The organism is Gilliamella sp. X-60 (genome assembly GCF_057063585.1).
In genome coordinates this window covers 1-22,834 of the sequence record NZ_JBXSQJ010000027.1, presented here as the reverse complement: position 1 = coordinate 22,834, position 22,834 = coordinate 1, and the positions used below count along the sequence as shown (strand labels likewise).

Genomic DNA, 22,834 nt, shown 5'->3' with positions numbered 1-22,834 from the left:
AGTAAAATACTATCAACAAAATGATATACATTAGAAATAACCAATTGCGTTATTTCTAATTTTTTATGATTCGATCAAGAACCATTATTATCGAGTGATATCACTAATGGTTATATAAACATTCACGCATTTTTACCAACTGCGCAATCGCTTTTGTAAAATTAGGCACTTCTGGCAATAGTGAAGTGATTGATGCGGTTTCAATTTTGCTTAACAATGTTTCTGCGATATGCATAATCTCATCATAACTTAATTGACCATTTTTAATTGCAAGCAGCTCATCGCGATTAGCTCGTTTATTGGTTATTGTGCCTTGTGTCATAATTTCATGCGCCACTTGCAATAAGCGAATAGTATGCATCATATTTTTTGCATCAAAATCATTGCCACTTTTAATATTACTTTGATAACGCTGTTCATTACGCTTTTCGACCCATTGCCAATAGGCTTTATAATCACGGCAATGCGATGAAAAACCATCACGATTAAAACTTAAATAAGCTGTCACAGGGGTATCTATTTTTACGGAAGATAAACAAAGCTCGGTCGAATCTTGCTGCTGTACTATGCCATGATAACCACAACTGCCCAATGGATCGTAAAACAGGGCATACAAATCCCGCCCATGTCGCACATTCACCAATCCACATAAATGTTGTTTAAAACCATGCTCAGCTAGCCAATCATTTAATGGATAAGCCCGCTGATCTTCAATAATATAGCAAAAATCCAGCACGGTTTTACGTGTTACGGCAACGGGGTTATTAATCTTCTTATTTAATCCTTTGGCTTTTTTTATTTGCGACATGGCATAGTGGGCAAAGGTCTGCTTGGTCTGTTTGGATAAAAACAGATCGAGTGTCAAATGCTGCATTATTGGATGCTGATAAACAATACAGCTTGGATCCGAGGCTAACACTTCTAAAATATTCGGGTTGTTTTTCAGTAACAGCTCCACAAATCGCCCTAATTCATAATAAACAATATCATTGGTTTCATTACTAATTTGTGGAATATAATCAATTCCATAGAATTTATCTTTAGGTAGATAAAAAACGCCTTTGATATCGGTATCTGATGTTTCAGTGGCTAAACCAAATGCACGGCTACCGCTGATGACTTCAAATAAGATTAAGTTTTGTGCTTTTAAATCGTCGATTGTCATCTTGTATTCCTGTCTTATTTTAAGCTCATCAATGTTTGTATAAAAAAGTGATCTAACTTATCAGATTTAAAATGTTGTTCAGCAATAGTTTGTACGCTTTCGCTAATCTCACTCATGGATTGTTCAATAAACAATAAGATTTCTGGATCGATAGTGATAGGCGTTGATTCAGTCATGGTTGCTTTTAAGGCAATAATATCATTGATTTGCTGGCTTAACTCATTAGGTAATAGTGTCAATAATGGCGTAATGGCCATGGGGGCGATTTGCTGTTTTTCTAAACACCATTTGGCACATAATAATGGTCTTAATACATAAAACAGTTTTTTGACACCGATCTGCTGCCCTTCACTGCTTTGTAAGGCGCTTTTAGCAATCCCTAAATAGTGATGAATATTGCCACGAGCATTAAAAAAATCAGCACAAAGTTGCCATAATTGGTTAGCAATTGGTGCATTTTGTTGATAAATAATGGGTGATTGCAACCATTCAAACGGGGTAGTATTCGATTTACGGATCAATTGTAAAGTCTTTTTTAAATCCCAACCATGCAAATCCAGCTCATCATCAATAGGAAAAGTTAAATGTGAAGCAGGATTATCAATGGCTAAGTATTTCTCAAACCGATGCACATAAATAAAACGCACATCATAATCACTATTCGGCGATGGAAACCCCCACGCCCGACTACCTGATTCACAGGCGTAAAGTATATGGATATTATGTTGTTGTGCTAATTCTGCTAACTTTTGTTTTATGCGGTTTTGCATTGCAACTATTCCTTTAGGTTATTTATTTTACTTTATATCTGAATTTTTAACGCTTTTAAAGCCTTTTGCCTATTATCATTAAAAAATCATTGAACATAATGAGTTATGATTGAAACGGTATAGACTCCTGAATATTTTTTACAAATAATATAACCTAAAAAGTGAACAGGTGGAATTATTTGATTAACAACTGCCCAGCATAAACAGAATATGCTATATTATTTTTCGTGTGATTTTACAAGGCGATAAGATGGATATTAAACTAACTAAACATGACAAACGCTATATTGAAAGCACGGACGATGTGTACAGTATTATGCAGCGTGTGTTATTGCGTGAAAACAAGATCGACCAAGAAAAGGAACATCTTTGGATTATTGGTATGAATCAAGCGGGTTATATCCTGTATATTGAACTAATTGCGCTTGGATCGTATAAATCGGTGAACATTGAGCCAATGAACGTGTTTCGCGTTGCTGTGATGAAAAACGCCTCTCGCGTGATTTTGGTGCATAACCACCCGTCAGGATCGCTGATCCCCTCAGAGGCGGATAAAGATATCACCGACCACTTAATTCAAGTTGCCCATATTTTAAATATCGAGCTTACCGACCACTTAATTATCACCCCAAAAACCTATATCAGCTTTCGCAGCATCAAACTTATGGCAGAACTTGAACAAAGCCTGAAATATGTTCCGACTTACCAAGTGGTTGAACGCATTCGTAAACAAGAAAAGCAAATTGCGAAAGAGAAATTGGCGGTTGAGAGGGATAAGACCAAAACAGCTCAGCAGAAAGCAAAAGCAGAGAAAGCTCGTCGAGAAAAAGCCGAACAAAAGATTGCTTCTGCAATTCACTTTTTAAGTGAAAAAGAAATACCAACAGAACAAATAGCCTCAATTTTAAATATTGATGTTATAGAAGTTCTAAAGGTTATTAAAAATAAAACAGTTAAAGTTAAAGAATAAAGAACGATCAAAAATGCGAGCTAGCTCGCATTCTTTATGTTGTTAATTTGAGTTTTATAAACTAGTTTGTAATTCAAATTTATTTTTTTAATTTATGAAACCATCATTTTGTTTTCGCCAACGAGCTCTAACATAATTGTTATAATTATAAATTTTGTTTTGTAAGTTTTGCTCTTTCTCACTTAATTCATTTTTGGCACCATTATTATTGTTTAAAACACCTAAATTATCTACATGATCAGTGACAATAATTTGAATTAAAATATCGCCATTGTCGTCTTTATGATTTTCGCAAAATGTAATGAGTTCTTTGAATATATTTTTTACGGAAGATAAATCATCCTTTATTTTATCTCTTTTCATTTTTGATACTAAATTTTCAGGATTAAAGTTTTCTGCATCATCATCTTGAAAATTAGGAAAATACACTTGTGTTGGTTGATCTAAAAATAAAATAGGGGGAATTTTACATTTTTTATTGGTAGCAAATAAGGAATGTAAGGATAAAAACAAAGATAAATGGGAATAAAGCCAATTAGCACCACTCCCCATAGAACGCAGATATGTTTCACCTCTTTTCTTATCTTTATGATATAAATCAAAAGATTCTAGTTTAAAATGTAAGTTGATGGGGCAATATGATTTTTCAAAATCAAAGTTTTCACCTATTTGATTCATCATATTATTAATTTTATTCTGTAAATTGTTTAAAGTTCTTTTAAGTTTATATTCTTGATCAATTGCTTTTTCTAATTTATCTCGTTCAGTTTTAAGATTTTCAATCTCCTTTTGCATATCCATTTTATTTTTTGACTCCATATCTTCTAGCATAATTTTAAATCGTAATTTAAGTTCTTCTGCTAATTGTGAAATTGGTGTCTTATTTTGCAAATTTTCAGTTTGTTCAGCTAATTTTTTTAAATTAGTTTCTATTTCTTTAAATTCAATATTTTTATTTTTTATTTCCTTTTCTATTAGATTCTTTTCTTCACTTAGGGACTTAGCTAGATAAGGTGTTGCTTGTAACTCTTTGTTTAGCCAATTGATAGCATCAGTTAATTTATGTGCTTCAGAAAGCATTGGGTTTATTTCAGATTGACAAAATGGGCATTGGCATATTTGTATACCAACATCTTGAATAAGATTTATTGATGATAAATTTTTAGTAAAATCAATTACATAATTAATAGAAGAATCAATTGTATTTTTTTTATTTATCAATTCTCTTTTTTGAGCAAAGCATTGACTATATGCTCCATCTAGTTCTTTTTTTCTAATTTCATAATCAGAATTTGTTAGATCTATTTTTACAGTGTTTTGTTTTAATAATTGTAATACTTTTTCTGGTTTATTATAGATTTCATCAATTTCAGTTTTTAATAAGTCAGTCCCTGTTAGTGTATGGTAATCATTTAGAATTTGCTTTAATTTAGCTTTTATACCAAATTCATTATTTACTTCTCTTCTTAATAATTTTTCTTTTGTTTTTATTAATTCATCAAGTTGGCTTATCTTTTGCTTTTTATAAAAATAGTCTTGATCAACAATACCCATAAAAATTTTGAAATGTTCTATAGCTTGTTCTCTTTTTTCCTTTTGATCAAAACGATAAAAAATAGCATGCTTGTTTGCGATTAAGTTTTGATGTTGTAAACAAAATGACATAAAACTACGACTTGATGGGGTAGCACTTTTTTTATTTAAGTATTCAACTTTTGCTAGATCTTCATCCACACTAGTAAAATCAATATCAAAGTGTCTATTTAATCTGATTTTAAAATCTTTCAAGGGATAGAAAAAATTTTCATCAAAAAAGTTAGATTTGATGTTAGTTAATGATTCTATCTCTTCTACATTAGTTAATTCCTTTATAAAACAATGTTTTGATTCAGGTCTTCTAGCTAAAACTAGTATATAGTCACAAAATTGCAATACAACATAATACATTGCTGCATTATCAGTAATAATACCAGTAGGCACCGTATAATCACTACTACCAAAGCAATAATCAAAAATTTCTATAAGGGCACTTTTACCGGTTGATGAGCTACCTGTAATAATATTTAATCCAGGAGTTAATTTAACAAAATGACTATTTTCATTATTATCTAATACTGCAATAAGTTTTATATAACATTTCATAGTTTAACTATTCCAAGTTGTCTATATATACTGGGTATATCATGGGATTTGAAGATTATTGAAGCTAGATTTTGAGCTGATTTTATTTCTACTTCAAGTTTTGATGGCATCGAATCATCTTTACAATATTCAATCGATAAATCATCACAAAGTTTTAAATATTGCTTACTGATTAAATCATTCACAATCTGATTTGTCGTTGTTTTAAATTCATTTACTCTCTGGTATAAACCAAGAATATTATCTTGGTAATTGCAAAATGTTCTTAAATTACTAGTAGAGCGAGCTTTTGATAAAAATTTTTGAGATGGTGGATATAAAACCAAAGGTAGGACTAAATAACTAAGTAAAATATTTTTAGGGCTATTTGGTAATGCTTTATAAAATGCCCCAACTACAGGAGCTAAGATAATTGGGCTTCTTGTTAAGGTGATATAGTAATATATTCTATCTTTTTTCATCTTCTTAGCTTCCAGTGAATATTATCATTATCGTCATCAGCTAGAATATGATATACGCCATTCCTGAAATCACTCGGTGTGTTTGTATATGGACATAACAACTGAGGATCTTCACCCATTAAGTGATCATAAAAGCATTGGGAAGAGATAACTATATCATGATCAGCATTTAATTTTAATTCAGCGCATTTTTCTCTATACTTTGAATTATGTTTTCTTTTTAATTGGTTCTGATATTCTAAATAATACTCATAACTTTTCTGAAGCCCTTTCAACTCCTTCCAAATTATTGCATTAGCATATAGATAGTCATTAATTGCCTCTGTAAGAACTTCGTGGTGAGATATTTCATTAATTTTTTTTATAAATAATTTATCTACGTATTTTGTATGATCTAAATCTGCTGATTTTTTTATTTTAGGAAATATATGTTGCCCATTTTGATATAAAGAGTTTATTTTTCGAACTTCTTCGGTGAATTGGCTGTTCGTTATTTCCCAACCATCTTGTACTTGGGCGGATATTAGAAAACCGATTAATGCTTGAATAAATAATTGTTGATTTTCTGATGGTATTCCTCTTGCATATTTCCTTACCATTTCTGACCATTTTTTTTCATAATTAGGAGCATCAGAAACAATAACTATTTTAGGGATAATCTCTCTTAATTCAGCATCTTTTTCATTAAATATTTCTCGTTGAATAGCTAATATTTCACTGGGTTTATAGTGCGGTTTTTTAACTTGTTTTTGTTGAAATCTTTTTTCAGCCGAAATCCAAAGCTCGTATAAATCAGAATATCTTTTTTCGACATTTGATGATTCCCATTGATTAAAAATACTCTTTAAGCCTATACTTTGAGTTGTACTTAATACTAGCGATTTATAATAATGATGTTCAAAACGTTGATCTAACCAGTTTTTTATGGTATTCCAAAAAGCAATGTTATTATCGGATAAAGGTTTTGCTAGATGTTTTACCTCTATTTGTGAATCATGAGATATTGTTACATCACCGTATTTTTCTATCCAGAGCTTTTGGTCTTGATCTAGAGAATATGCTATATCTAAAGCAATAAGCAATTGGTATGAAATAGCTTTTGTTGAATCAATTGCAGAATTAGGTAATTTATTATTTTCCATTATTTACAACTGCCCTGTAACTATACCATTTTTTTTCAAAAATTTTAACATAACATTACAATATGTAAAACCATATTATTTAAAATAATTACATAACACTATATAGTTATTTCATTTATAAATATTATAATTAAGATCAATTATCTACATAATTAACAAATGAGACAAGGTCAACCTTTTCCTTTTAGCAATGATACAATTAACCTCCCATTTTACCCCATAACACACACCACCAACCGTCATTAATATACAATTCCGCCCCCCATTTGGGGCGGCCATAACTGCGTCGATATTTTTACGTTTGTTAGCACGTAAATAGAATATTTAACTATTGTGCGAAGCAAGTAGCGTTGCCAACCTTTGTTTAATTTCATCATTAGGTTCTCTTGTAATAATCTCTTGCAGGGCAAGCGTTTGTTTATCTGTCCAACATTGCCGATCCCAAGCTTCAATGGCATTTAATGCCATGTTTCGATTGCGTATTACTGGGCTGTTTAGACCTATTAATATAAGATCTTCACCCATACCCGGAAATCGATTGAGCTCTTGTAAAATAGCATCCAATGCACGGTGTGCTTTATATTTGATGCCAAATGCAGATTCTAGCGCTGGTCCTGTTGCGATTTTTGTAAAGTCATATTGTTGCCCAGCTAACTGTATAACTTGTTGTACTCTTTGTATATCATCGGTTTGCATTAAATAATACCACTGTTCACCCTGATGATTTTTTTGATATGCAAAACGCGCCTCCCATGCATCAAATCCAAATTGCGTGTAAAGATCAGCAGCTAGGCAAAATTTACTGCTATCATCAGCCATTAAATCATGCTCAATTAATGCTAACCATTTATCTTGATGGATAAACTCATTCGCTTTTTCAATAATTGCGTTTTTTATTTTTTCATTCCAATTAGGATAGCTTTCATTAAGCTGGTTGCTAACAAAATCACGTATAGTCAGTACTGTCCGTAAAGGGGGGAGTTCAGCTAATGAGGGTAGTTTTAGTAAATGTTTTAAATAATTTAAACAAACAATAGCACCTTCCTCATAACAATGCATATCTTCGGCTGGTCCGCCCATGATGAGTGCCTCTAAAATTTCACCCGCAGATTCTAATAAAGGTAAATTAACACTATCTTGTTCTAAAACCTGATTTAATTCACCTTTGGTTGCGCAAGTATAAGCAAGATATTCGTTCATAACGCTATTTTGATAACCCGCTCTTAATAACCAATCTTTAGTTGTTGATGATAATTGATATTCGGCTAATCGTTCAACGATATGGATCCTACCCCAACCATCCACTTTTTTAGCTAAAGTAACTAAGGCATTTTCGACTTGTTCGGGTGATGATAAGGTATTTTGTAATGCAACTGCTGAATATAAGGTAAACTCTTCATGCATGCCTAATAATAAAAATAAGTCTGTTTGTTCGGTAGTAAAACATCCTAATACAGCAATACTAAACTTAATGATTTCACGATCAGGGCTATTTGTTGCTAACCAATAGGTAAATTCATATAACTTATCAAAATCAAGGTCAATTTTTGGTATTGCATCACTTAAATCATCAATAAAACTTAAAGTACCTTCCGTATTTATTAAGGTGTAAAGTTTTTCGATATCGTGTTTATTGGGTTGTGTTGATATTGTGATTAGTAACGTTAAAATTTCTTCAACACATGTTTGTTCAGATGATGCGCCATGATGATTGCTAACTCCATCCATCGCCCCTGCTGCCCATTTTAATTTTGTATCATCAGATGATTCATCAGGAAGTGTTTGGGCTATTTCAGGCAGTTTTTCAGCATGTTGATAAGGCAGTAAAAATTGATAAATACTGATTTTATTGTTATCCCATACCATTGGAAATGGTTGAGTCGTCGCCCTATTTGAGGGTTCTGTGGTTGAATTTTGAGTATTTTCTTTCATTGTTAATCCTTTAAATATTTTATTGTTAGAATGATTAATCAGTTATTTAAATTAAATTGAATAATCGCGATAGTCATGCATTATTTTTAGATTGTAATTGATATAATTGAAGTTGTTTATATTTTTATTTCCACCAATACCGAGGATTGCTCCTCGATATTTTTTACCCTTTCACACACACGACTTGCCGTAATTGATGGACAATTTCGACCAGTTCATTTTGGGCTGTCATTACCGCATCAATATCTTTATATGCCATTGGTATTTCATCAATCACATCAGCATCTTTACGGCATTCAACATGTGCGGTGGCTTTGATTTGGTCTTCAATGGTAAATTGTTTTTTGGCCGCTGTTCGGCTCATAACTCGTCCTGCACCATGTGAGCATGAACAGAAACTTTCTTCATTACCAAGTCCACGGACAATATAGCTTTTAGCGCCCATTGAGCCCGGAATAATCCCTAGCTCACCTTTACGAGCTGATACCGCTCCTTTGCGTGTCACAAAAATATTATGACCAAAATGATGCTCTCTTTGAACATAGTTATGGTGGCAGTTAACTGCTTGTAGACGACTAATACACTCAATATTTAGTGTATTACCGATAGCTTTAATTGTGTTATGCATCATTGCCTCACGATTTAAACGGGCAAACTCTTGAGCCCAATTTACCGCCATAAGATAATCATTAAAATGCTCAGTGCCTTCAACAAAGTAGGCTAAATCTTTACTTGGTAAAAAGTTATCAATCAAGTAAGTAGCCATGTCTTGTTTAGCTAGGTTGATAAAATACTCTCCAATAGCATTACCCACACCACGTGAACCGCTATGTAACATAATCCAAACCCGATCAGCTTCGTCTAAACAAATTTCGATAAAATGATTACCAGTTCCTAATGTTCCTAAATGATGGTAGTTATTGGTATTTAAAAAACGTGGATATTTTTCAGTCAGTTTTTCAAATTCTGGTAATAGCTGTTGCCAATATTGATCCACAATTAATGGTGGATTTTGCCAACTCCCTTGATCGCGTCCTATTTTTTTGGGCGTTAAACCATGCGGTACGGCTTTTTCAATCGCTAAACGTAAGGGTGCTAGGTTGTCAGGTAGATCAGCGCTGGTTAATGAAGTTTGTACTGCCATCATTCCACAGCCAATATCTACACCAACCGCAGCGGGTATAATTGCACCAATAGTAGGAATCACACTACCAATAGTCGATCCTTTACCTACATGCACATCAGGCATTACGGCGATATGTTTAAAAATAAACGGTAATTGTGCCAATTTTAGTAGTTGTTCTTTGGCTTCAAGTTCTACTGGTACGCCTTTTGTCCACATTTTTATTGGCTTAGTATTTTCGGTTTTTAATACTTCATATTGTCTCATTTTTTGATTCCTTCTAAATTTCATGCAACGCTGAGTTGCTAAGTTGACAAGCTTGGTTTTATTTTTAGATTTTATTTTCCCCTTGGGGGCGATAAAGTCTTTTTTGTGACTCAGTATTATAAATATTGCTAAAATCGTGCCAAAAATTTAAAAAGACAAAAATAATTAATATCAATTTGATTTAAAAAGAAAAATAAATTTTAAATAGATCAAGAAAGAAATTAGATAGATTTTTATAGGTTTATTTTTTATAATTTATTCTGCTAATTTATAAATATTTATAAAAATGAAAAAGAATGTAGTATTTGGTTTTTTAGGAAATGTACTGGATCAACGTGGTAAAGGTAAACGACGCTGGCGGCATTGGCGACCGACTATTGATTTATGTTATCAGTCAGAGATAGGCTTTAATCGGTTAGAACTACTTTATTATCAAAATGATTATCATCTGCTTTGTGAAGTGATTAAAGATATTAAAACTTTATCACCGCAAATCGAAGTAACACCAATTGCAATAAACATAGACGATCCATGGGATTTTGAGCAAGTTTATACCTGCCTTTTTGATATTTCGAAGAATTACGCATTTAATCCAGAACAAGAAAACTATTATGTTCATATTACAACAGGCACGCATGTTGCTCAGATTTGTTGGTTTTTACTGGCTGAGTCACGCTATTATCCCGCTAAATTATTACAAATGTCACCGCCAGAGAAACATCAGTCTGCCTCGCAATCTGATATGGAGTTAACCGAAAATGAACTGATTAGGCAAGTGCCTTGCGGTAAAATGAATATCATCGATTTAAATTTGCATCGTTATGATAAAATCTTAACTCGTTTTCAACAATATGCCCATCAAGCAACCGATTTATTAAAGTCAGGTATCGCAACGCGTAATCAACAATTCAATCAGTTAATTGCTGAAATAGAACAAGTCGCTAGTCGATCGCATGCACCTATTTTATTGTGTGGACCTACAGGTGCAGGTAAATCATTTTTGGCTAAACAGATTTATTTGCTTAAACACAGTAATCATCAAATTAGAGGTCAGTTTGTTGAAATCAATTGCGCCACTTTGCGTGGAGATAGTGCAATGTCAACCTTGTTCGGTCATGTTAAAGGCGCCTTTACTGGTGCTAATCTTGCCCGCACTGGATTACTTAAAAATGCCGATGGCGGTTTATTGTTTTTAGATGAAATTGGTGAACTTGGGCTTGATGAGCAAGCCATGTTATTAAAAGCGATTGAAGAAAAGCAATTTTATCCATTTGGTAGTGATAAACCGATACAGAGTGATTTTCAGCTAATTGCTGGCACGAATAAAGATCTGAAACAGGCAATAAAACAAGGCGAGTTTCGAGAAGATCTGTTCGCCAGAATTAACTTATGGAGTTATCAACTGCCAAGTTTAGCACAACGTAAAGAAGACATTGAACCGAACATTGATTATGAGTTGGCACGTTATGCCAAAGAATATGGCATCATGCCACGCTTTAATCAACAATCACGACGCGTCTATTTGGCCTTTGCCACCAGTCCCGATGCTTTATGGTTGGGTAACTTTCGTGAACTAAATAGTTCGATTATTCGAATGGCGACGTTAGCACCACAAGCTAATATCACGCTTGAACAAGTTGAAAAAGAGATTGCGCGCTTAAAACAAAACTGGGGACAAAGCAGAAATGATCATTCTTTAATCCCAACAGATATTGATGAATTTGATCGCTACCAACTAGAAAAAGTGATCGAAATATGCCAAAAAAGTGAAACATTATCTGCCGCAGGCAGGCATTTATTTGCCGTTTCTCGCACCAAAAAACAACGCAGTAATGATGCTGATCGGCTAAAGAAATATTTAGCTAAATTTGGCTTGAGTTGGGAGGTGATTCATCAATAGCAAATCATTTAATCCTAACATGATAGAGGTAAATCCACTGGTATCAAAAGTGGATTTATTTTGACCAAAGTCTTAGCTATTCAATTTAATTATGACTGATGATTAAATGTTGAAAGGTTGGTTAACAAATTATTAGATTCTGCATACAACGACAAAACTCTTATTTTAATCTTCTGTTTGTTCTTCAAATACTGACATATCAATACTAAGTAATTCTAAAGAATTATTACGTTTTATACCTACCCCATTTTCAATAAGTAATTCAATTAATCTTGAGCCATCAATTAAGGTAATTGGCGCAGCACCAGGGTAGTTAGCTGCTTCTGCACAACCTGATGAAAATTTGCTTGTTGTGATTAATGTGCCTCGGATAGCTTTATGATAAGGTAAAGCTCCTCTTAATTGATCGATCAATGGGCGATTAACTGAATTTTGCATTCGTTTTACTTGAACGACTTCTGTAATACGCGTAATACCCACTTGTACATTACCTATTACATCAATACCTTTATCGCCCGAAGCTTTAGTAACCGTAACATCTTCATAACCCATCGCTTGTAATAATTGACCAATTAATATTTCAAAATGATAAGGGTTCATATTATGTAATTGTTCTGATAATAATGCTTTTTGTTGTTCATTATATCGAACAACAGAATCCATAATATCATCCAATGGGTCACGTAATTTAGTTTGTGGAAGATCATCTAACCATTTTTGACCACTATCCGTTATCTGATAAACAATACCATTACGTTTAACAAGTTTGCGATCGACTAAATTCACTAGTCGAGCATATAAAGTTGATTTACATGCACGTTCACTATTCCATTTTGAATTCTGGCGCAAATAAGTGATCCATTCTGGTAATAAATCGCCATTTTTAGCTTGTCCACGTACACTAAGTAATTCTAATAGTTGTAATATTGCTTCTGCATCATCCAATTCTCGCAAAACTGTTTTATCACCTTTTAAAAAAGCTTTCCCTTTTGCTGAGGGTTGCCAACAGCCTTGTATATCGACAGTCATTAGGTTGCCATTATTTATAAACATATAAGTACCATAACTATGACGAGGATTTAATACGTGGTTATCCTGTGACCATATTTTATTCGCTATTTCAGCGTATTCGCCACTTAGTCGTTCATCGATCCAGCTATTAGGGTTTGACCAGTCCACTGGTTTTTGTGGTGTCCCAGACTGTCCTCGAATCTCACTAATCATGCCATGTACAGACTTTTTAGTATATCCAGATACTGCTTTAATCATTGCTGCTGTCTGGGCATATGTTGGAAATAGTGGTGTTATAGTTTTATAAGTCACAATTTATTCCTTAAAGTATTTCAGTGATTTAAAAAAATAAAATTATCACTTAAAATGCAATAATATTTAGTTAATCTAAAAGTTAATTTATTTTATAACGAAAAAAGCATATCAGAAATAAAAGCAAAAATAATCTATTAGAAAACTAAATTATGGCTGCAATGTGGTTATACCGATTTAGCTTTGCTCTACAATTCGTTAACTCGATATGGTTTAACGAATTGTTGTCGTTATCTTGAAAAGATTCAATGTTTTTTACATCCAAATGGATAATAGGTAAACTAAAGTTAGCTACTTTTCCTGTTAATATTATGATATTAGAAGAAAAATTTTTCAGTCTCGACCAAAGCCATATGTTATTACTTAATTATATTGACTTTATTAAGTCAAAAAGGTGTTGTTTAATTTGCACAAAACTTAATAATTACTGACACTTTACAGATTGTTACCTTTTGTATAGAATAAGCCCGCTTTCCTGAATCGTGCTGCTGCAGGAAAACAGTAATTATCTTCTCAACAGAGGAGACCGTTTTTTATTGTTTTCTAGGTGGCAATGATGTCTACATTTACCCGTTTACAAAAACGTTTATCCCGACTAGGGATTGAAAGTCATTTTTATAATGATATTTATACTTTTAATCAACAAAATACGACCGCTCAAGTTTTATTACCGCAGGCTTTACCTTTAGAAGAAAAAGCTGTCAAGCAGTTACTGGATTTTGCATCGGTTAAAGTACCTAATAGCTTAGGACACGTGTGCGCTGCACGTGCTACTCCCGATTTCCATCCAGGTGCGATTGCGCCAGTGGGCAGTATTGTGGCAACAACGGAAGATTTAATTATTCCAGCAGCTATTGGCACTGATATTAACTGTGGTATGCGCCTTTTGACAACTGGCTTAAGCTATGATGAAGTGCATGACCAAAAATCAGCAATTATCGCGCAACTAAAACGCGTATTATTGCAAGATGAACGAGATATTCCTGTTACGCCGCAATCTTTTCAAGCGTTGTTTGATCAAGGAATAGAGCAATGGATTGCAGCCTTACCACAACAAGGTTTGTGGCAAGAGGTTAATGTTAAGCGATTAATTGCCGAAATTAACCAAATATCGGGGCAGTCGTTAATCACCGCCGATAGCAAATACGCGCCAGAGGCCTTTTTTGAGTCACGCAGTATTATCCGTCCAGCAAGCTTAGGTACCGTTGGTTCAGGTAACCATTTTGTTGAGTTACAAATTGTTGATGAGATCCTTGATCGACATTTAGCTTATCAAATGGGGCTAAAGAAAGATGCTGTTGTGATAATGATTCATACTGGTTCACGTGATGTGGGATTTTATATTGGCAAGCGTTGGCAAGATAAAGCCAAAGAATTATGGCCAGTAAACGAAAAATATCCAACATCAGGGTTATTTGGTTTAGCCGATGATAATGCTCAAAATTACTTGCAAGCTATGGGCGTTGCAGCACGTTATGCTTGGATCAACCGAATTGTTATCACCGAATTGATACGTAAAGAATTCATGGCGATCTTTAAACACGATAATAGTCAGTTAATCGTGGATATTTCGCATAATATTATTTTACCTGAGCATGGCATGAATATTCACCGCAAAGGGGCAACGCCAGCTAATCAAGGGGAAATAGTGTTAATTCCCGGCTCGATGGGCGATTACTCTTATGTGGCGGTTGGTAAAGGGAATTCGGATTGGTTATGGTCTTGTTCGCATGGTGCGGGTAGAGCTGAAAGACGGCAATCAATGCGTAGCAAAAAAGTGGTGTCTGATAAGGTTAATTTGCCATGGCAATGTATTACCTTAAAAGAGGAACGTCTACGTGAAGAAGCCCCTGCGGCTTATAAACCGATCACACCTGTAATCGAATCGCAAGAAAATGCAGATTTAATTCAGTCAGTGGTAAAACTTAAACCTTGGATCACGTTTAAAGCGTGATCAAGCAAACAGCCCAAGCTTTGTTAGTTTGGGCTGTTTTTATAATCAATTGCCATTCTAAATTTTTAGCATTGTATTTTGTTTATGTTGCATTATCACTAGGTATTGAGTTTGTTTTACTCATCCAGATCTCAGCGTTATTAACCCAATGAGTTTTAGACAATATTTTTTCCTTTTAACCGATTTAGTATTCACATATAACAATCAACAATTCCTATTGTAAACAAGAGAAATACAATAAGTAGGTTTATTATAGAATTTAGTGACAGAATTAACTGTCACCTTTATTATTCATTATGAACTTTTTCCTCTATACAGAAACAGGCAATTTTATGTTCGTTATAGTTAATAAGTTGCGGTTGTTCAATTGTGCAACGTGGAAATGCTAAACGGCACCGGGCATTAAAAGCACAACCCAAAGGAGGATTAAGAGGGCTTGGTAATTCCCCTTCTAATTTGATTCTATCCCGTCTAAGATCTGGATTTAATCTTGGTGTTGCTGATAATAGCGCCTGAGTGTATGGATGCTTTGGATTGCGATAGATTTCATCTTTCCGCCCTTGTTCAACGCAACGCCCTAAATACATCACCATTACGTCATCAGCAATATGCTCAACGACAGAAAGGTCATGAGAAATAAAAACATAAGATAAACCTAGATCTTGCTGTAGATCCATCATCAAATTTAGTACTTGTGCACGCACAGAAACATCTAGTGCTGAAACGGGTTCATCAGCAACCACTATTTCGGGATCAAGCATTAAACCTCTTGCGATAGCAATGCGTTGGCGTTGTCCTCCTGAAAACATATGCGGATAACGATTATAAAACTCTTCTTTTAATCCAACTTTTTTCATCATTGATAGCACTTTTGCTTTACGATCATTGGCTGTTAAATCGGTATTGATAATTAGCGGTTCTTCTAATATGGAACCGATTTTTTTGCGTGGATTGAGTGATGAGTATGGATTTTGGAAAACAATTTGGATCTTTTGGCGACGCAATTTTTGAGCTTGCAGGTCATTATCCAACAGATTCTGATCTTTAAAATAGAGTTCTCCTGATGTGGGTTTTTCGATCATGGTCAATAATCTTGCTAATGAGGATTTACCACAACCCGATTCACCAACAATCGCAAGTGTTTTGGCTTTACCTAATGTAAAAGATACACCGTCAACAGCTTTAACTTGTTTAGCTTCAGAAAAGAACCCCGTTTTGACATGATAATATTTTGTCAGGTTTCGGGCATCAAGCAGTAATTCTTTATTTTCCATATTATTGTTCATATTGTGGTATCCCTTCGCTTGATAATGGATAATGGCATTTTACTTTTCTAGTTGCAGAATAACTCATTAATGCAGGTTCTTCAGTATAACAGCGTTCAGTAGCATAAGGACAACGCGGATTGAGTAAACAGCCCGTTGGCCGATCATATTTTCCTGGAACGACACCCGCTAATGATGCTAATCGCTCTTTGTCTTGCGTAAATTCAGGCAGCGAGCGTAATAATGCTTGTGTGTAAGGGTGTAATGGTTTTTTAAAGATAATTTCAGTATCACCTATTTCAACGACTTGTCCAGCATACATCACAATAATTTTTTGTGCCGCCTCAGAAACTAACGCTAAGTCATGCGTAATAAGAACTAATGCCATGTTATTTTTGCGTTGCAACTCAAGCAATAACTCGATAATTTGCCCTTGAATTGTAACATCAAGCGCGGTTGTTGGTTCATCAGCAATTAAGAGCTTTGGGTTACATGCAATTGCTATTGCGATCATGACGCGTTGGCTCATGCCACCAGATAACTGATGCGGATAAACATTTAATCGATTTTCTGCATCAGCAATACCCACTAATTTAAGCAATTCAATCGCTCTTGCTTTGAGTGCTTTTTTACTGCCACCTTGGTGAATTTTCAAGGTTTCAATGATTTGGTAACCTATGGTAAAACATGGGTTTAAGCTCGTCATCGGATCTTGAAAGATCATTGCAACATCTGCACCCACAATTTTACGGCGCATTTTGGTTGAGATCTGTTGCAGGTCTTTGCCATCAAAATGTAATGCATTGGCATTGACTTTACCTGGAAAATCAATTAACCCCATTATGGCGAGTGAACTCACTGACTTTCCTGAGCCTGATTCACCCACAATGCCAACAACTTGCCCTTGTTCAACGTCATAACTAATGTGGTCTACCGCTTTAAATCCACCAAATTGAACAGATAATTCTTTTACTTCTAATAGTGCCATGACTGTATCTCCATTACTGCTTCAATTTAGGATCAAGCGCGTCTCGCAAACCATCTCCCATTAAGTTGAAAGCTAACACTGTCATTAAAATTACTAAGCCCGGAAAGGTGACTACCCACCATGCAGATTGTGCAAATTGCAATACGTCAGCAAGCATTGTTCCCCATTCAGGGGTCGGTGGCTGTGCACCCATACCTAAAAAACCTAATGCGGCCATGTCTAAAATCGCATTTGAAAATCCTAATGAAGCTTGCACAATTAATGGCGCTAAACAGTTTGGCAGAATATTTATGAACATCTGCCGTAAAGCACCTGCCCCAGCAACTCGGGAAGCAATCACATAATCTTTATTAATTTCAGCAAGGGCTGCTCCGCGGGTTAAACGGATATAATGAGGTAACGCAACAAAAGCTAATGCGATTGAGGCATTAACAATCGATGGGCCAAATATCGCAACTAAAACAAGTGCAAGTAATAAACTGGGTAAAGCAAGCATGATATCGACAGCACGCATAATGATGTTGTCTAAAAAACCGCCTGCATAACCAGCAATCAATCCCACTGTAATCCCTAAAATCAATGAGATGATGACGACTAAGCAACCAACTAATAAAGATAAACGCGCACCATAAATGAGCCTCGATAAGATATCTCTCCCCACATCATCTGTGCCTAAAATAAATTGCCAACTGCCATCTTTCATCCAAACAGGTGGCGCTAATAAGGCATCTCTAAACTGTTCAGAAGGAGAATGTGGTGCAACAAAATTAGCAAAAATAGCGAGTAATACAACAATAATAATAAAGACTAATCCAACGACAGCACCTTTATTTTTTGAAAAATAAAACCAGAACTCACGCATAGGCGTTAATGGCTTAGGTTCAACCAAACTGGTGTCTCTCGTATTGGTCGATTCAGTAATAACCTGTTTATTCATCTGTAAACACACTCTTATTTATGTCTAATACGCGGATTGATAACGCTGTATAACATATCAACTAATAAATTTACCAAAATAATCATGACCGCAACAATTAAAACGCCACTTTGCACTACGGGATAATCTCGACGTTGTAGCGCTTCAATTAACCAACGACCAATTCCCGGCCATGAAAAGACGGTTTCGGTCAATATTGCACCAGCAAGCATTGTACCAACTTGTAAACCGATGACTGTCATCACTGGGATCATCGCATTGCGTAATGCATGAATAAGGATGATTCGCATTCGACTAACGCCTTTAGCTCGTGCAGTTCGAATATAATCTTCACTTAATACTTCTAACATAGAAGAACGGGTCATGCGGACAATGACTGCTAATGGAATGGTTCCTAATACAATGGCAGGTAAAATTAAGTGAGTAACTGCATCGATAAAATCTTCTGTTTCACCCCATAATAAAGTATCAACTAACATAAATCCGGTTAAAGGTTTACTTTCATCTAAGAAAAGCATATCACTAACACGACCTGATACTGGAGTTAAATTTAAATGCACAGAAACTAACGTAATGAGCATCATTCCCCACCAAAAAATTGGCATGGAATAACCCGTTAAAGACAAACCTATTGCTGTATGATCAAATATTGAACCGCGTTTTACTGCGGCAAGTACGCCAATTGGAATCCCAAAACTAACTGCAAACAGCATCGCGCAAAATCCAAGCTCAAAAGTTGCTTTAAATCGAGGTACAAATTCATCCCATACTGGAATTTGGCTTTTAAAAGAGATGCCTAAATCTCCATGAAACATACCTATAATGTATTGAAAATATTGCTCATAAAGAGGCTTGTCTAAACCAAATTGCGTTATTAATTCAGCATGGCGTTCTGGCGTTAAACCTCGCTCTCCTGCAAGCACCGTAATAGGATCACCAGGAATGAGGTGAACGAAAATAAAAGTCAGCAGTGTAATGCTGATAAAAGTCGGAATAAGTACACCTAACCGCTTTAGAATAAATTGAAACATGTAGTAGCTCTTTTAAACTATCGTTTATAAAATAGATAAAATTTTTATTGTTATTAAAAAATAGATTTATAGCTCTAAATTTAGCAAAACCCAACGTAGTGATTAACCACACATTGGTGGTTAATCGTTAGGAATACTATTTTTCAAGCGTAACTTGGTTAAAATTATGTAATGCTAAAGGAGCCATAATATAGCCTTTAACCTCTTTACGTAATGGCAGATAAATCATTGAATGAGCAATCATTAATGCAGGCGCTTGGTTATGCATCTCGACTTGCGCTTGTTTGTAAAGCTTAACCCTTTTTTCATGATCAGGCTCAATGCGAGCTTGCTGTAATAAATCATCAAATGGTTTATAACACCAGTGTGAATAGTTTGAACCTGCTTTAACCGCATCACAACTCATTAAAACAGAATAAAAGTTATCAGGATCACCATTATCTCCCGACCATCCCATTAGCACTGCATCATGTTCACCATCACGAATACGAGATAGATATTCTCCCCATTCATAACTCACAATTTTAGCTGTTACACCAATTTTAGCCCAATCCGCTTGAATCATTTCAGCCATACGGCGTGCATTTGGGTTATATGGGCGTTGTACTGGCATTGCCCATAAATTGATAGTAAAGCCTTTTTCTAATCCCGCTGATTTTAATAACTCTTTTGCTTGTTCTGGATCATAAGGATAATCTTTTACTTCATCGTTATAACCCCACATTGATGGTGGAATAAAGTTTTTAGCTGGTTCTGCCGCACCTTGAAAAACAGCTTTTATAATCGCATCTTTGTTCACGGCCATATTTAATGCTTGACGAACTTGCAAGTTATCAAGTGGTGGCTTATCCATATTGTAGGCTAAATAACCAATATTAACCCCTGCCATTTCTTTAACAACAATATTATTGTCTGATTTCATTCGTTCAATATCTGCTATATTTGGATATGGCATTGCATGACATTCTCCTTTTTGTAACTTGGCATAACGAATTGCAGGATCTGGTGTAATTGAAAACACTAAACGATCAAGCTGGGCTTTAGGGCCAAAATAATCGGGATTTGCTTTATAAAGAATTCTTGAATCTTTTTGGTATTGAACAAAAGTAAACGGACCAGTACCAACGGGGACTAAATCAACTTTTTCGGGTGTGCCATTTTTAAGCATAGCATCGGCATATTCGGCTGATAAAATAGAAGCAAATGACATTGCTAAATCGGCTAAGAAAGGAGCTTCTGGATGGTTTAATTCAAATACGACAGTATGGTCATCAATCTTTTTAATTTCTTTGATTAAATCTGGGAATCCCATGCTTTCAAAGTATTCATATTGTCCACCAGAAACTTTGTGATAAGGATGATTTTTATCTTTCTGTCGCATAAATGTAAAAATAACATCATCAGCATTTAAGTTTCGGGTTGGTTTGAATTCTTTATTGCTATGCCATTTAACGTCATCGCGTAAATGGAAAGTATAAGTTAAACCATCTTGGCTGATATCCCAAGATTTCGCTAAAGCAGGTTCAATTTCGGTAGTACCTAATTTAAATTCCACCAAACGGTTAAAAACAGGAACTGCACTAGCATCCATTGAAATACCACTTGTCACTAACTGTGGACTAAATGTTTCAGGTGAAGCCTCTGCACAATAAACTAACGTCCCCGCAGCATGAAGTTGTGCACTAGCAAGCATCGTTATTAGCCCTGCGCCCAACAAAAATTTACGTTTATATTTCCTTAGATTCCTCATAAAATCACCCCAATTATTTAACTGTAAACCTATTTTTTAATACTTATACAAAGTTAAAATCTTCGTATTTCTAATATTTTTTAAATACAGATTTAGTAAAACACTCTAATTTTGATTTTTACATCAATTAATTTTTACTTTGTTTAAATTCATATTTTCGCTATCTATCGCACTAATATGGTGCAAAAATGCACCATAATTACAATTACGATATTGCCTAGCAATTTACAATAACATTCTATTTTTGATTAAAATAATTTCTAACACGAGTATAACGGCAGTTAAGTACTGTGTAACAGATATAACATGCAAAAATAGTGCCATTTTTAATTCACAAATTTATATTAAAGGTAATACTAAAAAAGAGCATATAAATATGTTCTTCGAATTTTGCTCAATTTATATAGTTCTAAATTTATTATAGAGTTTGTTACTTAATAATTGATTTTTATAGAATCTATTATAATTATTGTAAATAAAATAATCATTAAATTAATGATGTAAAATTAACTTATTACTGGATTTAGCTTAATTTCAGTTGAACACAGTTGAGGAGTAAAACAAGGCGAAAGGCTTATTTTAAAAGGCTCTAGGCATAAAAAAACTGCTAGAAGCAGGTCTTAGAATTTGGTGATTGGTTCTGAGGATTTCAGATGGGGAGAATGTATCTGGGGTTGTATCCATATAGAAATGATCTAGGATAAGAGTACTTGTTAATTAAATAGTTTTTTCAATTTTTGCCAAAAGCTCATTGATTCAATTATTTCTATTTTATTTTTTAGATTTTTATTTAATTCATGGCTTTTTTTTAACAATTCAACCAAATGATTATTATTTAATTCTATGTTAATTAAGTTGTTTTTTATAGATGTATATTCATTAAGTATACGTTCTTTTTCGATAAGATACGATTTTTGCAATTTAGTAATATTACTTAAAGCATTACTTAATTCTGATTGTTTTAATATCAACTTTTTATCATGATAATTAACAGAGATAGGATCTGAACGAATACAACCATAAACTTGATTTCTAAATATTGCTTTTAAATAATTATAATACTTTTCTACATCCTCACTATCATAATTTTGATTTCTTAATTCTTTTAAAAAAATTATTTTTTCTGAAATGTTCACTTCTATTATCGGAATGTTGTGTTCCCTGAAATCTTTTATTTTTTGGGGTTCACATTTATGTTTAACTGCGACTTCGATAGCAACTTTACCATTCCATTTTTCAGCTAAATCACATTCCGAAGAAAAATAGCCAATCAGATCAGGATAATAAACTTTACCATTTTCAAATTGTAAACGTGGTTCTATCAGAAATTGTGAAAAGTTTAACTGAAAACTATTTTGACCTATTACAAATTTAATTTTTTTTAATTCAGATAAAACCAATATAGCTATTGAATGGGAAATTGTTTCATTGTCTCCATCTCCATTCTTGCCTCCTTTCATGTTCTCAATATATTTAAAAAAACCATTTTTCACTGGAGCCATTCTAGCGCGATATTGTTCATTTGCCTGGGTGCTATAAAAAGTTAACTTTTCATATTCTTCTGGTGAGTTTTGTTTCATCTTTAACTGTAAATACCCCAAACCTAGTACACAACTCACGTAGAAAATCATGCTGCTTGTTTTAGTGTTTTATACTCAATCGGTGTCATGTTATTTAACGCCTCATGCGGTCTTTCGGTATTATAAATCGTTAA

The 22,834-nt window shown here is 34.2% G+C and carries 18 protein-coding genes; 3 read left to right on the top strand and 15 right to left on the bottom strand.

All coding sequences use genetic code 11. From position 1 onward, the window contains the following. Nucleotides 1–103 precede the first annotated feature (103 nt). Together ACYIAM_RS11720 and ACYIAM_RS11715 are read right to left on the bottom strand one after the other, a co-directional pair. Nucleotides 104–1,165: a nucleotidyltransferase domain-containing protein gene (locus tag ACYIAM_RS11720; RefSeq protein ID WP_483748384.1), complete on the bottom strand. Its 1,062-nt coding sequence runs from the start codon at nucleotides 1,163–1,165 to the stop codon at nucleotides 104–106. Nucleotides 1,166–1,179: 14 nt separating this feature from the next. Continuing rightward, nucleotides 1,180–1,935: a nucleotidyltransferase domain-containing protein gene (locus ACYIAM_RS11715; protein ID WP_483748383.1), complete on the bottom strand. Its 756-nt coding sequence runs from the start codon at nucleotides 1,933–1,935 to the stop codon at nucleotides 1,180–1,182. 250 nt (nucleotides 1,936–2,185) lie between these two features. Here ACYIAM_RS11715 and ACYIAM_RS11710 point away from each other — a divergent pair, with 250 nt between their 5' ends. Next, nucleotides 2,186–2,905, top strand: coding sequence for a JAB domain-containing protein (locus ACYIAM_RS11710; protein ID WP_483748382.1), 720 nt, complete (start codon nucleotides 2,186–2,188; stop codon nucleotides 2,903–2,905). An 87-nt stretch (nucleotides 2,906–2,992) separates the two neighbouring features. Here ACYIAM_RS11710 and ACYIAM_RS11705 read toward each other — a convergent pair whose 3' ends face one another. The 5 genes from ACYIAM_RS11705 to ACYIAM_RS11685 all read right to left on the bottom strand — a co-directional run bounded on the left by ACYIAM_RS11705 (nucleotide 2,993) and on the right by ACYIAM_RS11685 (nucleotide 9,972). Further along, entirely contained in the window at nucleotides 2,993–5,047 is a 2,055-nt protein-coding gene (locus tag ACYIAM_RS11705) for a DUF3732 domain-containing protein (RefSeq protein WP_483748381.1), read from the bottom strand. Further along, a complete protein-coding gene (locus ACYIAM_RS11700) occupies nucleotides 5,044–5,508 on the bottom strand; it encodes a three component ABC system middle component (protein ID WP_411592114.1) in 465 nt (154 codons plus the stop codon). The genes ACYIAM_RS11705 and ACYIAM_RS11700 overlap by 4 nt, the downstream gene beginning before the upstream one ends. Further along, on the bottom strand, nucleotides 5,505–6,650 hold the full coding sequence (locus tag ACYIAM_RS11695) for a hypothetical protein (protein ID WP_483748380.1): 1,146 nt from the start codon (nucleotides 6,648–6,650) through the stop codon (nucleotides 5,505–5,507). Before ACYIAM_RS11695 ends, ACYIAM_RS11700 begins: the two co-directional genes overlap by 4 nt. A gap of 324 nt (nucleotides 6,651–6,974) precedes the next feature. Then, entirely contained in the window at nucleotides 6,975–8,582 is a 1,608-nt protein-coding gene (locus ACYIAM_RS11690; protein ID WP_483748379.1) for a hypothetical protein, read from the bottom strand. Nucleotides 8,583–8,745: 163 nt separating this feature from the next. Continuing rightward, on the bottom strand, nucleotides 8,746–9,972 hold the full coding sequence (locus tag ACYIAM_RS11685; RefSeq protein WP_483748378.1) for an RtcB family protein: 1,227 nt from the start codon (nucleotides 9,970–9,972) through the stop codon (nucleotides 8,746–8,748). A gap of 286 nt (nucleotides 9,973–10,258) precedes the next feature. Between ACYIAM_RS11685 and rtcR the strand changes: the two genes are divergently transcribed. Beyond that, complete coding sequence (gene rtcR, locus ACYIAM_RS11680; protein WP_483748377.1) at nucleotides 10,259–11,872, top strand: RNA repair transcriptional activator RtcR; 1,614 nt, start codon at nucleotides 10,259–10,261, stop codon at nucleotides 11,870–11,872. Nucleotides 11,873–12,037: 165 nt separating this feature from the next. Here rtcR and ACYIAM_RS11675 read toward each other — a convergent pair whose 3' ends face one another. Further along, nucleotides 12,038–13,198 (bottom strand): restriction endonuclease, encoded by a 1,161-nt coding sequence (locus ACYIAM_RS11675; protein WP_174796586.1) that lies wholly within the window; start codon nucleotides 13,196–13,198, stop codon nucleotides 12,038–12,040. A gap of 553 nt (nucleotides 13,199–13,751) precedes the next feature. Between ACYIAM_RS11675 and ACYIAM_RS11670 the strand changes: the two genes are divergently transcribed. Next, the gene (locus ACYIAM_RS11670) at nucleotides 13,752–15,149 is read left to right on the top strand and encodes an RtcB family protein (protein ID WP_483748376.1); all 1,398 of its coding nucleotides are present in this window, start codon (nucleotides 13,752–13,754) and stop codon (nucleotides 15,147–15,149) included. 287 nt (nucleotides 15,150–15,436) lie between these two features. Here the strand turns inward: ACYIAM_RS11670 and ACYIAM_RS11665 are convergent, their stop codons facing one another. The 7 genes from ACYIAM_RS11665 to ACYIAM_RS11635 all read right to left on the bottom strand — a co-directional run bounded on the left by ACYIAM_RS11665 (nucleotide 15,437) and on the right by ACYIAM_RS11635 (nucleotide 22,828). Beyond that, the gene (locus ACYIAM_RS11665; protein ID WP_483748375.1) at nucleotides 15,437–16,435 is read right to left on the bottom strand and encodes a peptide ABC transporter ATP-binding protein; all 999 of its coding nucleotides are present in this window, start codon (nucleotides 16,433–16,435) and stop codon (nucleotides 15,437–15,439) included. After that, entirely contained in the window at nucleotides 16,425–17,402 is a 978-nt protein-coding gene (gene dppD, locus ACYIAM_RS11660) for a dipeptide ABC transporter ATP-binding protein (RefSeq protein ID WP_483748374.1), read from the bottom strand. Before dppD ends, ACYIAM_RS11665 begins: the two co-directional genes overlap by 11 nt. A 13-nt stretch (nucleotides 17,403–17,415) precedes the next feature. Further along, nucleotides 17,416–18,339: a dipeptide ABC transporter permease DppC gene (dppC, locus tag ACYIAM_RS11655; RefSeq protein WP_483748373.1), complete on the bottom strand. Its 924-nt coding sequence runs from the start codon at nucleotides 18,337–18,339 to the stop codon at nucleotides 17,416–17,418. Between the two features lie 14 nt (nucleotides 18,340–18,353). After that, nucleotides 18,354–19,370: a dipeptide ABC transporter permease DppB gene (dppB, locus tag ACYIAM_RS11650; protein ID WP_483748372.1), complete on the bottom strand. Its 1,017-nt coding sequence runs from the start codon at nucleotides 19,368–19,370 to the stop codon at nucleotides 18,354–18,356. Nucleotides 19,371–19,506: 136 nt separating this feature from the next. Further along, nucleotides 19,507–21,120: an ABC transporter substrate-binding protein gene (locus ACYIAM_RS11645; protein WP_174796463.1), complete on the bottom strand. Its 1,614-nt coding sequence runs from the start codon at nucleotides 21,118–21,120 to the stop codon at nucleotides 19,507–19,509. A 713-nt stretch (nucleotides 21,121–21,833) separates the two neighbouring features. Further along, the gene (locus ACYIAM_RS11640) at nucleotides 21,834–22,700 is read right to left on the bottom strand and encodes a hypothetical protein (RefSeq protein WP_483748371.1); all 867 of its coding nucleotides are present in this window, start codon (nucleotides 22,698–22,700) and stop codon (nucleotides 21,834–21,836) included. A 47-nt stretch (nucleotides 22,701–22,747) separates the two neighbouring features. After that, nucleotides 22,748–22,828, bottom strand: a complete 81-nt coding sequence (locus ACYIAM_RS11635; protein WP_141670356.1) for an integrase core domain-containing protein — start codon at nucleotides 22,826–22,828, stop codon at nucleotides 22,748–22,750. Between the last annotated feature and the right edge of the window lie 6 nt (nucleotides 22,829–22,834).

Coding starts and splice junctions, on each gene's coding strand:
- ACYIAM_RS11640 (WP_483748371.1), bottom strand. CDS start 22,700: ATGAAACAAAACTCACCAGAAGAATATGAAAAGTTAACTTTTTATAGC.
- ACYIAM_RS11715 (WP_483748383.1), bottom strand. CDS start 1,935: ATGCAAAACCGCATAAAACAAAAGTTAGCAGAATTAGCACAACAACAT.
- ACYIAM_RS11705 (WP_483748381.1), bottom strand. CDS start 5,047: ATGAAATGTTATATAAAACTTATTGCAGTATTAGATAATAATGAAAAT.
- ACYIAM_RS11700 (WP_411592114.1), bottom strand. CDS start 5,508: ATGAAAAAAGATAGAATATATTACTATATCACCTTAACAAGAAGCCCA.
- ACYIAM_RS11720 (WP_483748384.1), bottom strand. CDS start 1,165: ATGACAATCGACGATTTAAAAGCACAAAACTTAATCTTATTTGAAGTC.
- ACYIAM_RS11645 (WP_174796463.1), bottom strand. CDS start 21,120: ATGAGGAATCTAAGGAAATATAAACGTAAATTTTTGTTGGGCGCAGGG.
- rtcR (WP_483748377.1), top strand. CDS start 10,259: ATGAAAAAGAATGTAGTATTTGGTTTTTTAGGAAATGTACTGGATCAA.
- ACYIAM_RS11685 (WP_483748378.1), bottom strand. CDS start 9,972: ATGAGACAATATGAAGTATTAAAAACCGAAAATACTAAGCCAATAAAA.
- dppB (WP_483748372.1), bottom strand. CDS start 19,370: ATGTTTCAATTTATTCTAAAGCGGTTAGGTGTACTTATTCCGACTTTT.
- ACYIAM_RS11710 (WP_483748382.1), top strand. CDS start 2,186: ATGGATATTAAACTAACTAAACATGACAAACGCTATATTGAAAGCACG.
- ACYIAM_RS11670 (WP_483748376.1), top strand. CDS start 13,752: ATGTCTACATTTACCCGTTTACAAAAACGTTTATCCCGACTAGGGATT.
- dppC (WP_483748373.1), bottom strand. CDS start 18,339: ATGAATAAACAGGTTATTACTGAATCGACCAATACGAGAGACACCAGT.
- dppD (WP_483748374.1), bottom strand. CDS start 17,402: ATGGCACTATTAGAAGTAAAAGAATTATCTGTTCAATTTGGTGGATTT.
- ACYIAM_RS11695 (WP_483748380.1), bottom strand. CDS start 6,650: ATGGAAAATAATAAATTACCTAATTCTGCAATTGATTCAACAAAAGCT.
- ACYIAM_RS11665 (WP_483748375.1), bottom strand. CDS start 16,435: ATGAACAATAATATGGAAAATAAAGAATTACTGCTTGATGCCCGAAAC.
- ACYIAM_RS11690 (WP_483748379.1), bottom strand. CDS start 8,582: ATGAAAGAAAATACTCAAAATTCAACCACAGAACCCTCAAATAGGGCG.